The organism is Sphingobacterium bovistauri (assembly GCF_020295405.1).
GTDB lineage: Bacteria > Bacteroidota > Bacteroidia > Sphingobacteriales > Sphingobacteriaceae > Sphingobacterium > Sphingobacterium bovistauri.
This window is the reverse complement of sequence record NZ_JADEYP010000003.1, coordinates 46995-64052: the sequence shown is the minus strand read 5'-3', so window position 1 is coordinate 64052 and position 17058 is coordinate 46995. Positions and strand designations below refer to the sequence as shown.

Here is a 17058-nt window from a genome sequence, read left to right as displayed (position 1 = left end):
CTTCCTACATATTTAGTGCCTTTGCCGTAGCTCCGTACACAAATTCACTTTTCTTTTTAACTCCTTTTAAATCTGTCCTAATAGCACGAATATCCTTCGTCTCGCTGCCCGACACACGCATCAATAAATCTACTGGGCCCATTGGTTGTAATCCATCAAACGCTATCTTTTCACTGTTTTCGACAACAACTAAAGGATTAGTATTTTTAGCATTAACCCTAATATTTTTTAGTGAAATATTAGTAGAAGAAATTATCTCAACTCCCTTATCAGCCTCTATATTTATATTTTCAAATGACACGTTTTTCACATGCATTTCAGGTAAGCCTCTCAAGAAAATACCTTGGTCAGCTCCATTGATATGGACATTTTTAATTGTGAAGTTCTTAAATTGGGGCGTTTCTTCTGTCACAGGTAACTTTACCACCTTAATTTCTTCTTTTTTATCCCCCAAAAGAATGATTGGATCCACTGCTTCATAATACATATCGAATAAAATACCTTCACCAGGTATACCTACCATATTGATGTTATTGATAAAAATATTTTCAACGACACCACCACGACCTCTTTTAGTTTTGAAGCGCAAACCTATGTCTGTACCAATAAATGAACAATCTTCAACCCAAATATTACGCGCACCCCCACTCATCTCACTCCCTATCACAAAACCACCATGTGCATGATACACTACAGAACGACGGATAATTACATTCTCCGTAGGCATAGCACGGTCACGACCAGCCTTATCTCTCCCCGATTTTATACATATACCATCATCCCCAACATCGAATGTACAATCCTCAACTAACACATTTTTACATGATTCAATATCTACACCATCGCCATTTTGAGCATACCACGGATTTCGCACCAATATATCTCGCAGAATCAAATCCTCGCACATCAATGGGTGTAAGTTCCAAGCAGCTGAATTTTGTATCGTAACACCCTCAATTAATATTCTTTTACACTGTGTAAAAACCAAAAGATTGGGTCTTAAATAATCCTTTACATCCAAAAAATCTTCTTTCGTTAACCCCGGTTTCTTAATACCAGCACGATTTTCTAATGCTCCACGCAACGATCCCTCAGAGGGATACCAAATTTTAGTTTTCTCATCGACAACACCTCCAGACGCTACTAAATTTTTCCATTGTGAATCTGTCATCTTATTGCGTTTGACCATACGCCAAACACCTCCATTTCCATCGATAATTCCTTTTCCAGTAATCGCAATATTTTCGAGATTTTTACCTGAAATTGGGTTTTGATTGCGCCAAGCCGGCTGGCCCTCCCAATTGGATTCTACGATTTTGTAATCATCAAATTTGTTAGAAAACAACAAGATTGCTTCCCTAGAAACATGTAGGTTAACATTGCTTTTCATCTCAATAGGTCCAGTCAACCACAATCCTGCCGGAACCAGCACGACTCCACCTCCACGTTGGTTTATTGTAATAATAGCTTTATTTATTGCTTCTGAATTTAAAAATTGACCATCACCTACAGCACCAAAATCTTTTACATTAACTGTATCTGCACGAAAAGATGTGGTTTTGATAATAGGACGAGGAGGTTCCTTTGTTTGAGCTATAGCAGTATATCCAAAGATTACTCCTAAAAACACCCCTAAAAAAGTATTAGGCTTACCCATAAATCTCATTAACGTCATCATATTTTAAATCTAATTGGTTATCGATTTCAACAATTTTACAGTGTTCCAACCTTAAATAAAAGTAGATTCTATGCAATCGTTGTCAGTATATTGCTATTTCAAATACCTTTTAAGTGGTATTTTCTGTCTTTCCAATTCCTTTACGACTAATTTAGAAAGTGTCGAAGCACCATATTCGTTAAGGTGTGTATTATCGCTCACTCCATTCGGATAATTTTTATGCCCTTTATCTAAATGAAGAAATAAAGATTTTGACTTTTCTTCTCCCATTTCTGAAAGCAAACTATTAGTAATACTACGCATATCAATACATGGTACCTTCATTTTCTTAGCCAATTGACACGCAATATTACCGTAGTCACCATGCGTCTCTATCAAGACACCGTTCTCAAATTTTCGTCGAGCAATAGGAGTCAATAAAATAGGTTTAGCCTTCTTTGCTTTTACCAGCTCGACATATTCTCTAAGATTAGCCTCAAATTGTACAGGATTAGACCCAACACCTTCTTTATCTACTTTTTCATCATTATGTCCAAATTGTATAAAGACATAATCACCCTGTTTAATATTATCATAAACCGCTTTCCATAAGCCTTCATTTTTGAAAGATTTAGTGCTACGTCCATTCCTTGCATGATTATGCACTTCGACCTTTTCAGTAAACATAGTCGCAAATGCAACACCCCATCCTGTCTCAGGGTACTTATTCAAAGACTTGATCGCCATTGTCGAATCGCCTATCATCCATACATTTATCTTCTGAAATTGATTAAAACTCAACAACACGAATGCTAATAAAAAAGCAGTAGCTACGTAAAAACTGTTTCTCATAATGGTTATTTCCAACTCCAATTTACCATCAATAAGCTAGTATTCAATAGAATAAATACGAAAACGTTATCGAGAACGATTGCATAAATTGCGGTTGATGTGATAAAGGATATTTAGTATTCTTGTTATGACCAATAAAATAAATCATCCATGAAAATTCAGCATATTTATTGCCTATTAGGTATATTTCTTCTACCATTCACCCTACGCTCACAAGGACAAACTATTGACAATAAATTTGAGATAGGTGTCAGTACTGATGGCACAGAGGATTTTACAACAATACAAGATGCTATTGACCACGTACGTGATTTTGCAGAATACCCTGTAGTGGTTCAAATACATCCTGGCACCTATTTTGAAAAATTAATCATTCCAATTAATAAGAGAAATATTATTCTTAGGGGATTTGACAAAGAAAATACGATTATCCGATATGATGATTATTCTGGAAAGAAGATGCCTACAAAAGATATCAATGGCAAAGAAAATCATTCTACATATACATCTTATACACTCCGCATTGAGGGTGATGACTGTGCCGTAGAGAATTTAACTATAGAAAATACAGCAGGACGTGTAGGACAAGCTGTTGCCTTGCATACCGTTGGAGATCGTATCAAAGTCTTGAATTGTAATATTTTTGGGAATCAAGATTCATTCTATTTATCCAAAGCAGGGGCTAGGGTATTTGTAAATAACACACATATTAAGGGTACTACAGACTATATTTTTGGTGCCTCAACGGCCTATTTTCAAAATTGCATTATTGAGAGTTTATCCAATTCGTATATCACCGCAGCCTCTACCACACAACATGATGCCTTTGGTTTGATTTTTTACAACTGTAATTTGATCGCTCAAGGGAACGATGTGAACAAAGTGTATTTAGGAAGACCATGGCGCCCTTATGCCAAGACAATATTCTTACAATGTAGCTTAGGCAGCCATATCACAGCTAAAGCTTGGGATCCTTGGGCTGGCGACAAAAACTTCCCAGATAAATACAAAACCACCTACTATGCCGAATACCAAAATACAGGAGAAGGCGCTAAAGATCTATCACAACGTGTAGAATGGTCTCACCAGCTGACTGATGAAGAAGCAAAAAAATATAATATCCAAAATGTCCTTAAAGGTTGGGACCCATTAGCTAAAAAATAAAGTATGCATCAATACCTCTTGTTGATCAGCTTATGGGGCTTCGTGTATTTTCCGACCATTGCGAACGGCCAGATTATCCCGAGAGACTCATCTTTTACAGTAAAAGGTACGTACGAAAAGGAAAGAAAAAAATTTCCTGACATCCAAGTGGCGGAAGTCGCAACAGATAATGTGAAGATCTATGAAAATATTGCTTACAAAAAACTACAACAACGTAAATTATATGTCGATATATTTGAACCCAAAGCCGATAAGAATAACATTGCTATAATATTAATTCATGGCGGCGGCTGGCGTTCTGGCGACAAAACACATATGCATCAACTTAGTCTAGCCTTAGCAGAAAAAGGATTTACCTGTTTTACTGTAGAATATAGATTATCGTTAGAAGCCCCATATCCAGCTGCTGTCGAGGATATACAAGATGCCATAATATGGATAAAAAACAACTCGTTTCAATACCAAATTGATGCTAATAAGGTATTTTGCCTTGGTACTTCTTCAGGTGGACAATTAGCAGCGCTTGTTGGCACTTTGAATAAATCCATAACTAATAACAAACTACTAAACACTAAAATAGCAGGCGTAATTGACATCGATGGACTGTTGTCTTTTACACATCCAGATGCACAAGAAGGAACCATGGCTGCACAATGGTTAGATGGCGATCGTATTACCGCAGCTAACAACTGGAAAGTCGCTTCACCTTTGTACAATATCACAGCTCAATCTGCTCCTATACTTTTTATTACCAGTAGCTACAAGAGATTCAGTGCGGGCAAAAATGATGTTACAGACCAATATCGTAAATGGAATATTCCTTGTGACGAACTAAATTTCGAAAATTCACCGCACACATTTTGGTATTTCCACCCTTGGTTCACACCTACTGTCAATAAAATAGATTCTTTTATTTCAGAATTAGTACAAAGTAGAAACTAAACTATTAAAATACACTTCAATATTATCATACACCGAACTTAAATCACGACCATTTGCATTCGGTTTTGTATGATCAAGGCCCTTAGATTTTTCCCAGTTATCAGGCATTCCGTCACTATCTGTATCCTGAAGCACTGATTGTGTTGTTAAAGTCGGCCAGCCACCCACATCTTGTTGAGAATCTATAATTCCTAAAAAACCAGTTTTTGATCCGACAAAAGTATGTGTTCCAGTTTTCACCTCATTTGTAATACGTGTATCGACTACATCACGCTTATAAGAAGCTCCAGATTTTTCTAAAACAGTCAAAAAAGCTTGCTCAGCAGTAGTTTCGCTTCCTGTTATCAGATTTTCAAAAGCTTGTGAAGCCTGTACTAGAGATTGATTCGTACCTGAACTGAATACCACACCTCCAGCCCAATTATCTTTAGAAATGATTGAATTACCATACACAAAATTACCTGTGACATGAAATCTCCCATAGCCAGGCGCATAATTTGTATTATTTTCTTTCGACACCTCCAAAATACGAGCTTGCCTATTGGTCGGCGTGACTGGACCTGGTTTGAAATAATTATTCACGATATTGTACTCGCCATTTTCGCCACCGTAAATCGAATTTCCTTTCCAATTGTACAATACATTGTACCTAAAATCTACTAGATCCTTTCCAACGGGACTCAATCCACCAGTTCCTGGCCGATTACCACCATCAAATCTCGGATTTCGACTATTATGATGCGCCAATAAATTATAGTAAAAGGAGGCGCGATGCCCACCCCAGATACCCCCGTACCCATGATCATCCTTTTCATGAACGGACTTATTCAGACTTTCAGAAAGAATACAATATTGCATGGTGAAATTTTTATTTGCATAGAACGAAGCACATTCATCAATTGACCAACTCATCGAACAGTGATCAATAACAATATTTTGGCGATAACGTCCCCATATAGCATCTGTTTGCTGCTTAGTCACATCCCCTAGACGAAATCGCATAAAGCGCACAATTACATTATCAGCATCCACATACACCTCATAATCTTGCAAACAAACCCCACCTCCAGGCGCTGTCTGTCCGGCAATGGTCACATCACCGTTGCGAATAGTTAATCGACTTTGCAATTTAATATTTCCAGATACGTCGAAGACGATGATACGTTTACCTGTTTGATTGATTGCATCACGTAAGCTCCCCAATCCAGAATCATTTAGATTAGTTACTTTAATTAATTTTCCGCCCCTACCTCCTGTCACAAATTTTCCAAATCCCATAGCTCCTGGAAACGCTAAAGCTTCTTCAGCCGGTAGGCTCTTTGTAATGAAATTTTGGATAGCCCAGGGTGATTGTATAAGCGTAGGCTTATCCTGGATTCCCCGCACACGCACATAATAAGTAGTTTGAGCTGTAAGAGCTTGAAACGTATAAGTTACATCATTTACAGTACTAGATGTCGCTACTATTGTGGTAAAAGTGTTGGAAGTAGAAACTTCCACGTGGTAGCTGACAGCTCCCTGTACAGGATTCCATGTCACCTTTGCAGTAGAAATGTCCGGTTGTATACTAATATTTTGAGGGGCCAATAATACTTCCTCCTGTTTTGGCTTTTCTTCGCTATCCTCTGAACAGGAAGAAAAGCCTAACAACAGTACATATATAAACCACCATATATTTCTAAACACATACAACCGAACACTATTATTCATAGGTTATAGATATTAATTTCTCCAACGAGCAGCACCGATCTCATTCAGTTTTAAATCCAAATTACCAACGGTAAAATTACCAGAAGAGGCATTCGTAAATTGTGGATTTAGCAGCGTAAAGTTGCCTGTATCATTTCTAACATTTGATGCAGTGCCTGCTGTAAAGTTTGGTGACAAATGATAATTATTTTGATTCATCTGCGTAATTGTAGTGGAGGCTTGGTTACTATGTACACCATTTGCTTCTGAGACAATATTCTTATTGAAGTAAATCTGATGTGAAGCCAAACGTACATACAATAAACGATTAGAGGTTCCTGCTAATATTTTGTGGAATGTATTATTTTCAATATAAATTTTTGATTGAACACCAGGGAAATTTGTTGACCCACCAGCATCCATTCTAAAGAAATCCCTAGCTAACGCTGAATTATATACCGTATTATTACGGAAATTAAATTCATCTGCCAATCCACTTCTAAAATCTATAAAATCTCCTCCGTTACATTCTATATTATAGATTAGATTATTGGAATAAGTTACTTTTGAAATTCGTGCTTTTTTATTGACATACAACAACCCCTTTACATAGTTCCTAAACTCTGAGTTTTCGATAGTTAATTCACCATAACTCATGTCATCATCATAGAAAACAGATTGATTTCCTGATGAATTTCCAGTACCATCCATCACTACATCTTTAATATTTAGTCCAGCACCTGCCTTTAATTTGATTATTAAACCTTTTAAAACAGGCTTATCAGCAGGTCTATATCCTTGTATTGTAATCGATTTGTCAATAGTGACGTCAGCATTAACATTGTATTCTCCGGGTTCTAGTGCCACGATATCACCATCTTGAAGGCTCGCCAAAGTTGCTACAAAATCATCCGTAGGACCAACCTTAGTTACATTATCACCTAGCATTGTAGTAAATGTGATTGTTCCACGTATTTTTGCTCCATTCATTAGCTTTGCAGTGTAGCTAATATCGCTACCTAGGCCCTCAATAGTAATCGCACCATTAGTAATGTGAGTTGCATTCACAGGAATAGTTTTATTACCTGGAGACACTTCCACTGAAGTCGCATTTAATCCCGCTGGCCAACGTAAAATAGCAGATGAAGATGTCGTCTCCTCTGGATTAACTGCTCGCAAAATTTGTTCTGTTCCTGTCGTAAATAGAACTGAAGACCATTTGGAATCCGCAGTATTTTCACCAATTGCTTGAACTTTTACGAGATATTCTGTTTCACCATCTAGCCCTTCAACAGTGTATGGTAGCTGATCATACTGAATATTATCAATACGTTTTGTAGCTGTTCCGGTTCCTGTTGGATTATCATAAAACTCGATAGAATATGATACCGCTTTATTTACTTTCTTCCAATTCAAACGTACATTAGTACGCTCCACCACCTGAGCAATGACATCTGTGGGAGAAAGTGCTCTATCTAGATTAAGCGCCGTAATTTCTTCTGTCAACTTACTATCACATGCCGAGAAAGTAAGAGACATTGTAATTGCCATTAGACCGAATAATTTAATTGTTTTCATAATATTCAGTTTATAGGTTTAAATGACTGTTATTTAATTGACCATTCGACCCTTCAATAAAGAATTGCCAAATTGGCCAGTATTGTTGTTTGTTAGGATCCTTGCCTGGATAAACCAATGCATCCCAATAGGTACTCTGATCACCAGTAGAAGACATCGTCCAATTTTTATTAGCTGTATAACCTAACGTTGCACCTTCAGCGTCTGTGTTTCCAAAGTTCAGCCCATAGATCTCGACCCTCTCACCATCAGCTGATGTTTTGTAGTAAATTTTAGTTGGTAGATTTGCATACTTACCTGTTCTATTTTCTAGCTGTTGTAGCTTTGTTTTAGCTTCAACTAATTTTGTACCCAACAAATTCCAACGGATTAAATCACCTTTACGCAACATTTCTCCAGTGAATTCTAAAGCACGTTGATCTACAATGGCATTAAAAAAGTCTGTTTTTGAAGCTGTAGCTGTTGTCATTAATGCATTTACTTTCGTTGAATTAGAAGGGAAAGCCCGATCTGCTATCATTTTCAAATATGGTGCTGCTGCTTGCGGACCGTCCAATTCATTGATAGCTTCAGCAGCCATCAACACGACATCAGCATAACGCATATACATCCAATTAAGTCCATCATCATTAGTAGAAGTAACACGTCTACTCATCCATTCGTAACGATATTTACCAAAATACATTCTACCAAGCGTTGTCGGTACCTGAAAACCACCAGCATCGGCAGCATCAGCTGATGCTCGATCCCACTCATAAGGAACTACAGAAACCTCTCTGCGCACATCTTCACGGTCGAATTCGTACCAAATTAATGGGTTCGCGACAGTAGTCCCTCCTCTATTTTGCCCTGTGTATTTATTTGTTTTGATATGACGCACTCCTAGATCAAAGATCACACGTCCACGCCCCTCACTGAATGGAATCTCCCAAATAGATTCTCCACCAGCCATAGTATTTTCACTATTGAAACGTTTGAATAACTCCTCAAATCCTAACAGTCGAACTGTGTTACTTTGGATGATTTCCAAACATTCTTTCTTAGCTATAGCATACATCTTATCTTTAGATAATTCAGGATCTGTACTTAACCTTACCGCTCCATCCAATCGCTGTGCATACCCTCCAGCAGCCAACGCTAATCGTGCTCTTAGGCCTTTCGCAAAAGCTTTGCTCACACGCTCTACTGAACGTGTCACATTACTTTCATTAGGCCAAGGCAATAAATTCGCTGCTTCTTCGAGGTCTGCTAGCAGTTGTTTATATATCACATCTCGATCAGATCTTGGTAAGTAAGTTGTTTCGGTGTTAATCGGTTCAAAACGCGCTGGAACATCCCCCCAGCCTTTGATCAAATCATTATACAATACCGCACGTAAGACTAAAACTTCACCAAGAACCTGAGCCATAGCCGTATTATTCGCCACATTGCCATAATTGCGAAGTCCCCGTATAGCCATATTCGCACGCTCAATGCCTTCATAAAACTTTGCCCAAGCATTATTGTCGGTATTCATTTGAGCATTTTGGACATTAGTATTATAATTTGTCAATAGTGATCTATCGTCATTAATTGTCTTGAGCGAGCTGTAAACTTCTACATCGGTATTGGTCCCATAAAACACCAGATACCTTCCTCTATACGAGTTTGTCTCACCAAAAGACTGTAAAATTCCTGGAATCACCCCTTCAGCAAGGCTGGGCGTTGAAAAAATAACAGACTCATCAAGTGACGATTTTGTCGGAGCTTCTAATATATCATTACAACTCCAAGTTGTAAAAGTTGCTGTTAGTATTAAACTAAGTGTTATAATTTTTTTCATAATCAGTCAATTTAAATCTCACTAAAAATTTACGTTAAGGCCAACTAGGAAAGATCTGCTCTTTGGATAGGCCGAATAATCTACCCCAGGAGTCATTGGTGTCTGACGACGTGTAGACACTTCTGGATCAAACCCAGAATAGTTAGTGAGCAACCATAAATTATATCCAGATGCATATATCCTCAAATTCTGCATACGCAAACGTGTTGAAATATGTTTTGGCAAAGTATAGCCCAATGTTAACGTACTCATACGTAAAAAAGAACCATCCTCAATTGCATAATCACTAAATACAAATCGACCAATGTATGGAGACCACATGGTTGTATTGGCATTCATTTGCTCTAGTTCAGCGGGATCATTACTGATTGTACCATCAGCTCTCAAATTCGTCCAACGTTTTCCGGACTCCATCTCCTTCAACATATTTCGAGAGAAGTATTGACTTGTACTTGTATACTCAATCTTGTTGGCATTATACACATCATTACCGTAAGACCAATTGAAATATGCGGCTAAATCAAAATTGTAAATACGTGAAGCAATAGAGAATCCACCAGTATTTAAAGGATTTGCATTACCTATAAATGTACGGTCGTCAACTGAAACTCTTTTATCTCCATTCAAATCCTTCAATTTCATAGATCCTGGGCGTATGGTACCAACCACATCCGAAGCTGTAGCAACACCTTCTTTAAGCTTCCACTGATTACCTATAAAACCTTCAAAATCTGACACTTCATAACGACCATCACTTTGGTAGCCATACATCCTGCCTACAGCCGACCCTACTTGAACAAGGTAATCCATATTGATTGCTGTCGAAGCCCAACCAGAAGTTCCCGGAATATTTTCTAATGATCCCAAATCCAATACTTCATTTCTATTGAATGCGATATTAGCATTAAGCGTCAGATCAAAATTCGTCTTGCGCACCGCAGTATAATTTAATGAGAACTCTAGTCCCTTATTTTGCGTATTACCTATATTACGAAATTGAATATCATACCCCGTCCCTGCAACTGGATATGCTATTAATAAATCTTTAGTTTTATTTAAATAGGCATCGACAGTACCACTCAGCCTATTTTTAAGCAATGAAAAATCCAAACCTATATTGCGCGTAATGGTAGTTTCCCATTTTAAATCTGGGTTAGCCATTGTTTTAGATGCTGCCCAATAATTACTGTACCCATTAACCCAAGAAGTGACTGAATTATTAAAGGTCTGAACCAATAGGCCCGAAGGAATACGATTATTTCCCGCAGCGCCATAACTCGCTCTGATTTTCAAATCACTCAACCATGCCGCATCTTGTAAAAACTCTTCCCCCGAGATACGCCAAGCCCCTGATACTGAAGGAAAATACCCCCAGCGATTATTTGTTGACAGCTTAGAGGAACCGTCCGCTCTAAACGTAGCACTCAACAAATATTTTTCTTTGTAGCCATAGTTTGCTCGACCAAAAAATGACAATAATTTATCATCAGGAGCAAAGTTGTTGTCGACAGAAAATGGCTTGCCTTGTGTAGTCAACTTGCGTGCCTCATCGAATGAAAACTCAGATGGAAAACCATGCATCATATTATTCAAAACTTGATTTTGAATAATTAAATATTCTTGACCAAGCAACATATTTAAAGAATGATCATCAGAAATGTGCTTTTTGAAATCATAATTTAATGTATTGGTATTTCGCCACCCGTTACGATTAGAATTGGTAATTCCCAATGCTGGAAGATTTTGGTTTTCTCTAGCAGGAACATTACGTACATAATAAGTCGTTCCCCCATAAAAACGATCTTGATCATTGCGGTAGCTATCGTACCCAAATTCACTACGCAAACGCAAATTATCTACGATTTCATAGGTCAAACCAGCATTCAGATTGTATGTTTTACGTTGAAAATATTGGTCATTATCCGAAATAGCGATAATTGGGCTATATAAATTAAAGTCATCATCTGTCTCTGTGGAGGTCGTTAGTCCTTCAACAGGGAATGGAGGATATAACATGGCATATTTAAGACGTGAATCAGCAGATGATTTTTCATTTTGCTCATTCATACCTCCCCCATTGACACGCATATCCGAATAACGAACTCCAAGATCCAACGTCAAATTTTCATATAATTTGTGGTTTAATTTGAAATTGGCATTTTGACGTTGATAGTCGGACATCTGCATAATCGCTTTGTCCTTCACAAAAGAGTGACTTACGCTAAACTTTGTTTTTTCACTACCACCATTGAAGCTAATATTTTGGTTATAGGTATTTCCTGTACGACCAAATATGATGTCCTGCCAGTCATTTGCTTGTACATTAGCATACAAGTCGATATCTTGAAAATTGCCAAAATAGTCTGTGTAGTTATTTAATTTATTGGCTAATAATGCTTGTTCGTATTGCCAAGTTACATAATCCAAGGGATCCAATACGTCCAGCTTATTAGCTAAATTTCGAACACCTGTAAATGCGTTTAGACTGATACTTGTTCGACCAGCCTTGCCACTTTTAGTGGTCACCAAAATTACACCGTTGGCGCCACGAGAACCATAAATAGCTGTGGAAGAGGCATCTTTCAAAATATCTATTGTCTCAATATCTTGAGGTGCAATCTCAGAAATGGAATTTACCGGAAATCCATCAACAATATACAAGGGTGAATTGTCCTGTGTAATTGAGCCTCCGCCACGTACTCGAACCGTCAATTCAGCGTCTGGAGATCCTTCAGTGCTCGCAATATTCAAACCGGCAACACGCCCTTGAATAGCCTCCAATGCTGAAGCTACTGGCGCTGCTGCAATAGTTTTAGCATCTACCGAAGAAACTGCTCCCGTCAAATCTTTACGCTTTACAGTTCCATAACCTATAACCACTACCTCCTCAAGACTCTCCTCCGTATTGGCCAACGTAAGAGCTAGATTATTTTGACTACCAACTACGATTTCATGGGTAGTATACCCCATTAGTGTTGCTACAATAATCTCTTTAGTGGAATTAACTTGAATTTTGAATTTGCCCTGTGCATCGGTCATTGCTTGCCGATTACTCCCTTTTACACTTACAGTCACACCAGATAAAGGCTGGTTATTGCCATCCGATACAACACCATTAACTGATCTTTGTTGAGCAAATGAGAATTGCCATGTCAAAATCAGCATGAGCACAGTAAACATTACCCTCATAGTGAATAGTTTTAATTGGTTAAAGACAAATACTATCTGATTTTACTCATTACATAGCCTTGTCAAAAAATAGTTTATAACTTGTTTTAAATGGTTATCACCTCATACTGAGGTTGGCATAATATTTCATAGGTAAATGATAATATTATATACAAGTATAACGTAATAGCCCCCTGTTTTAGCAACGTTTACGGCAAAAATTGCGCAAACGATGCCGACAACGATTGCAAGCTGTAAAACAAAAAAACATTGATTTTAACCATTTAAATGGCCTTTTTCAACAAAAACTGAACGATCTAGTTGAGATGACATATTACGGCATAAACTATGCACTCATATAAAAATGTCAAATTGAATTAATAAAATAATTGTCCACATTCTAATTTTATTCACTTTATAAGATACACTAGAAAATTTAGTATCAGGTTTGGATAATTCTGGAATATAAATAACGGGTATGAATACGTACCTTTGCAGACCAAAATTTTTTAGATGAATAAAATAGATAGCTCTATGCATGAGCCTAATTCCCCCAGTCGCCAACGCATACGTATAGCTGTTTCACTATTCTTCTTTTGTCAAGGATTGGCCTTTTCCTCATGGGCGAGTCGTATCCCAACTATAAAAGATAAGTTGGAACTCAGTGAAGCCCAACTAGGTACGCTACTACTTATGATGCCTGTAGCACAACTTCTTACCATGCCATTTTCTGGAAAACTTGTAACGACGTATGGAAGTGCGAAAGTTATGCGTATAGTAGCCATTATATATGCATTAATACTGTGTTCTATTGGTTTTGCAAACAATGCATATCAATTAGGCGCTGTATTGTTTTCTTTCGGTATTGTAGGCAATATGTGCAATATTGCTGTAAATACACAAGGAGTTGCCGTTGAAAAAATATATGAAAAGTCCATTATGTCATCATTTCATGGTGCATGGAGTATAGCTGGGTTTACTGGTGCTTTGATAGGTCTACTCACAATGAATATAGGCATTGATACATTAACACATTTCATTATAATTTTTGTGTTGATCTTATTGAATACACTAATCAATTACAAATATTTAATACCTGGAAAATCAGACAATCAAGAAAAGAGATCGATGTTCACCAAACCAGAAAGCACTTTAGTGCAATTAGGTATTATTGGTTTCTTTAGCATGGCGACTGAGGGCGCTATGTTTGATTGGAGTGGCGTATATTTTAAAGATATTGTAGGTGCGCCAGAGAATCTAATTATAGTAGGCTACGCTTCTTTTATGGTTATGATGGCTATAGGTCGTTTTGTCGGAGATTATATAATCAGTCGAATCGGTCGTAAAAGAACCTTACAAATTAGTGGTATTTTGATGTTTTTGGGGATGATGCTATCTGTACTCTTTCCTCAATTTTGGCTATGTACACTAGCCTTTATGCTGGTTGGGATAGGTGTAGCTTGTAATATTCCTACGGTCTATAGCTTGGCGGGACAAAATAAGAATATCCCTTCTGGAGTAGCCCTAGCCATGGTTTCAAGCGTAAGTTACTTGGGTTTCTTGTTAGGTCCACCATTGATTGGTTATATTGCTGAAATATCTAGTTTGCGCTATTCATACGGGGTCTTCGCTTTCTTTGGGTTACTTATGTTTATTATGACGAGTAAATTGAAGATATTTAGAGAGACTAAAGATAATTCAGTGTAGCACAAAACTACACTGAATTATATCTACCCAATTAGTTGGCGATGGGTCTATAAGGCAATTCTATATTAAAATTTTCCTTAAAATAAGCTTTAACTATATTCACCTTCTTAAATATATTAGCATTTTTAGAATATGCTACTTGCTTTTCGGCGTCAGGGGTATATACTATAAAAGCAACAAAATCTCCGAAATCCTGAGCTAACGTTACTTTACCCCAAGTTGAGGTAGCACTACTACCTGTTTGCTTCAGTCTCGACCGCTTTACTAGTGCATACTTCGCCATTACATCGTCTGCATTAGGAAATGAAGACCTTGCATAGGCTTCTTGACTTATTGGCGCAAAATCAGATACAGCAGGAAGTTGATTAAACATTCGTTCAATGAATAAAGACATCCAAGCTTCTCGGAGAATTCTTTTAGACTTAACTTCATCAAAACGAGGTGATACGCTAGACAATATTGTATTATTCTTGGTTATAAAGCCTTCATAAAGCTGATGTACAACATTGTACTTTTGCGTTACAGTATTAAAAGTTGTCGCATACTTTCTAGACATAGTATCAGCTAGCACAATATTCAATGGTGAATATTTTTTAGCAAATTCAAGAGGAAAAGCTGATAAAACCCATGATTCTACAGAATCAATAGTTGCGACAACATAACTTTCATTTGCTGGACTTATAGTATAATAAGATGTTTCAGAAGTATTAAATTCCAATATTTCATTCCAATCATATCGAATATCTTCTAGTTTATATTCTGATATAAAAAGCACATTGTATTTTTCATACATCTCTTGCATCTTTTTCCCAGAAGCTATTGATGTGTTAAATTTAGGACGCTCAAACACTTCCACTTCTCCGTCAAAGGGTTCACTTTTATCACAACCAACCATTAGTATGGTAAGAAGCGCACTAAAAATTATATCTTTAAATTTCATAATTTATAAATTTATTGGATAAATCGATTATTCAGGATTTCGAACGGGCCTTTGATTCTGAACCAATTTTGGACTATATTCTACCTCTGATTTCGGAAAATTCAAAATATATGCAGGATCTTTTTCTGCCAAAACATATACATCATCAAAATATTCATGCTCCAAGCGAGGCTGACCTATTCTTCTTAAATCCCACCACCTATGAAATTCTTCAAAGCAAAGTTCTCGACGTCGCTCATCCCAAATGAATTCAATAAGCTTTTGATCATTTGAAAAATCAGAAGGTGCCAAATTAACATATTGGTTAATTCTATTCTGACGTAAGACATTCAAATATTGAATAGATTTTGCTACGTCAGGATTTGATTTGCGCGCATACGCCTCTGCTAAAGTAAGGTATACCTCCCCTGAACGAAAATTATGCGTTGATTTACACCCATCCAAATCACTTATTTTCATAATAGTATGGTATGGTCTCGCTAAATACATACCAGCGGTTAGGAATGGAGCGCCAAACCATGTAGATCTTCTTTTATCCTTTACGTCATACATGTCATAAAGTGCACCCTTAACACCTTTTGATACACTATAATTCAAATTTGATGCACCTACAGATTGGTAAGAATAAAATAAATGGCTACCACAAGAAGCATAATCCCAGGTCGTTCCAAAAGCAAAAACTACCTCTGGATTATCAGGAACATACAAAAAGACCTTATCTCCACGACTAGCCCCTAACAAGTTCGGAACGCTCGTGTAATTAGAGATATTACGAAGATTTGGATGTAAATCAATAAATTTTTCTCCATATTTTATTGCCTTTTCATAATCCTCCATGAATAAATATATTCTAGAAGCTAGTAATAAAGCCGCTTTATAGTTTACTTCATAAAGATTCTTAGCGTCTTTTGCCGTTGAAAGTTCAGAAATTGCATCTTCGATATCTGAGGCTATTAAACTCCACACTTCCTTTCTAGTAGCTCTAGCAAATTGTTCAAGTGTTGGAGTAGAGGTCAATTTTATTGGAACAGACAGGTCTTCATCGTTTGACTCATTGTAAGCTTGCGCATAGGCATTAGCTAATAAAAAATAGCCGTATGCACGTATAAAATACGCTTGACCTTTTAAAGAACTAATCTCTTGAGTCGTGCCAGTGGCTTCTTCTGCTCCCTCTAAGCAACTATTTGCTGCCAGTATATTTTTATAGACAAATTGATAAAATCCATCTTTAAAAGTTCCTGTAGTTATTTCCAGATTTTGTGCCCATTGGTATGGATTCCTCGCGCGCTGATCGACTGAATTAGTCGTTGTACTAGGATATTTCAAATCCATTAAATGAATATTATCTGTCATTACATCAAAGAACCATCCTTCACGTTGAATCGTCTTGTAATACCCTTCGCCACGTAATAACTCTTTGTAGTGTTCTACATTTTGTGGACGTATAAGATCTTGTGATGATTCTTCCAAAAATTTGCCACAAGAGGTACACATGAGTAATAATAGTACCAATGATAAACTAAATATCTTTTTCATATT

11 protein-coding genes are annotated in these 17058 nt (G+C 37.1%); 3 read left to right on the top strand and 8 right to left on the bottom strand.

Annotation, left to right across the window (positions count from 1 at the left end; translation table 11 throughout):
- Positions 1–4: 4 nt before the first annotated feature.
- Together IPZ78_RS02450 and IPZ78_RS02445 are read right to left on the bottom strand one after the other, a co-directional pair.
- Positions 5–1678, bottom strand: a complete 1674-nt coding sequence (locus tag IPZ78_RS02450) for a glycoside hydrolase family 28 protein (RefSeq protein WP_225551344.1) — start codon at positions 1676–1678, stop codon at positions 5–7.
- A 93-nt stretch (positions 1679–1771) separates the two neighbouring features.
- Positions 1772–2509 (bottom strand): rhamnogalacturonan acetylesterase, encoded by a 738-nt coding sequence (locus IPZ78_RS02445; RefSeq protein ID WP_225551343.1) that lies wholly within the window; start codon positions 2507–2509, stop codon positions 1772–1774.
- Between the two features lie 150 nt (positions 2510–2659).
- On the opposite strand from IPZ78_RS02445, the gene IPZ78_RS02440 reads away from it, so the two are divergent.
- Entirely contained in the window at positions 2660–3673 is a 1014-nt protein-coding gene (locus IPZ78_RS02440) for a pectinesterase family protein (protein ID WP_225551342.1), read from the top strand.
- Between the two features lie 3 nt (positions 3674–3676).
- Positions 3677–4615, top strand: a complete 939-nt coding sequence (locus IPZ78_RS02435; RefSeq protein WP_225551341.1) for an alpha/beta hydrolase — start codon at positions 3677–3679, stop codon at positions 4613–4615.
- Here IPZ78_RS02435 and IPZ78_RS02430 read toward each other — a convergent pair.
- From IPZ78_RS02430 to IPZ78_RS02415, 4 genes are read right to left on the bottom strand one after another with little or no spacing between them, the layout of a single operon-like run.
- Positions 4595–6325: a fibronectin type III domain-containing protein gene (locus tag IPZ78_RS02430; RefSeq protein ID WP_225551340.1), complete on the bottom strand. Its 1731-nt coding sequence runs from the start codon at positions 6323–6325 to the stop codon at positions 4595–4597. The genes IPZ78_RS02435 and IPZ78_RS02430 overlap by 21 nt on opposite strands.
- Before the next feature lie 12 nt (positions 6326–6337).
- A complete protein-coding gene (locus tag IPZ78_RS02425; protein ID WP_225551339.1) occupies positions 6338–7882 on the bottom strand; it encodes a DUF4957 domain-containing protein in 1545 nt (514 codons plus the stop codon).
- A gap of 10 nt (positions 7883–7892) precedes the next feature.
- On the bottom strand, positions 7893–9704 hold the full coding sequence (locus IPZ78_RS02420; RefSeq protein WP_225551338.1) for a RagB/SusD family nutrient uptake outer membrane protein: 1812 nt from the start codon (positions 9702–9704) through the stop codon (positions 7893–7895).
- A 21-nt stretch (positions 9705–9725) separates the two neighbouring features.
- Positions 9726–12893: a SusC/RagA family TonB-linked outer membrane protein gene (locus IPZ78_RS02415; protein ID WP_225551337.1), complete on the bottom strand. Its 3168-nt coding sequence runs from the start codon at positions 12891–12893 to the stop codon at positions 9726–9728.
- Between the two features lie 492 nt (positions 12894–13385).
- Here IPZ78_RS02415 and IPZ78_RS02410 point away from each other — a divergent pair, with 492 nt between their 5' ends.
- Positions 13386–14579 carry an MFS transporter gene (locus IPZ78_RS02410; protein WP_225551336.1) on the top strand — a complete coding sequence of 398 codons (1194 nt, stop codon included), beginning with the start codon at positions 13386–13388 and terminating at the stop codon, positions 14577–14579.
- A gap of 31 nt (positions 14580–14610) precedes the next feature.
- On the opposite strand, the gene IPZ78_RS02405 is transcribed toward IPZ78_RS02410, so the two are convergent.
- The gene (locus tag IPZ78_RS02405; RefSeq protein WP_225551335.1) at positions 14611–15519 is read right to left on the bottom strand and encodes a hypothetical protein; all 909 of its coding nucleotides are present in this window, start codon (positions 15517–15519) and stop codon (positions 14611–14613) included.
- Positions 15520–15546: 27 nt separating this feature from the next.
- Positions 15547–17055, bottom strand: a complete 1509-nt coding sequence (locus IPZ78_RS02400; protein WP_225551334.1) for a RagB/SusD family nutrient uptake outer membrane protein — start codon at positions 17053–17055, stop codon at positions 15547–15549.
- Positions 17056–17058: the final 3 nt, after the last annotated feature.

Coding starts and splice junctions, on each gene's coding strand:
- IPZ78_RS02400 (WP_225551334.1), bottom strand. CDS start 17,055: ATGAAAAAGATATTTAGTTTATCATTGGTACTATTATTACTCATGTGT.
- IPZ78_RS02435 (WP_225551341.1), top strand. CDS start 3,677: ATGCATCAATACCTCTTGTTGATCAGCTTATGGGGCTTCGTGTATTTT.
- IPZ78_RS02420 (WP_225551338.1), bottom strand. CDS start 9,704: ATGAAAAAAATTATAACACTTAGTTTAATACTAACAGCAACTTTTACA.
- IPZ78_RS02415 (WP_225551337.1), bottom strand. CDS start 12,893: ATGAGGGTAATGTTTACTGTGCTCATGCTGATTTTGACATGGCAATTC.
- IPZ78_RS02405 (WP_225551335.1), bottom strand. CDS start 15,519: ATGAAATTTAAAGATATAATTTTTAGTGCGCTTCTTACCATACTAATG.
- IPZ78_RS02430 (WP_225551340.1), bottom strand. CDS start 6,325: ATGAATAATAGTGTTCGGTTGTATGTGTTTAGAAATATATGGTGGTTT.
- IPZ78_RS02410 (WP_225551336.1), top strand. CDS start 13,386: ATGAATAAAATAGATAGCTCTATGCATGAGCCTAATTCCCCCAGTCGC.
- IPZ78_RS02445 (WP_225551343.1), bottom strand. CDS start 2,509: ATGAGAAACAGTTTTTACGTAGCTACTGCTTTTTTATTAGCATTCGTG.
- IPZ78_RS02450 (WP_225551344.1), bottom strand. CDS start 1,678: ATGATGACGTTAATGAGATTTATGGGTAAGCCTAATACTTTTTTAGGG.
- IPZ78_RS02440 (WP_225551342.1), top strand. CDS start 2,660: ATGAAAATTCAGCATATTTATTGCCTATTAGGTATATTTCTTCTACCA.
- IPZ78_RS02425 (WP_225551339.1), bottom strand. CDS start 7,882: ATGAAAACAATTAAATTATTCGGTCTAATGGCAATTACAATGTCTCTT.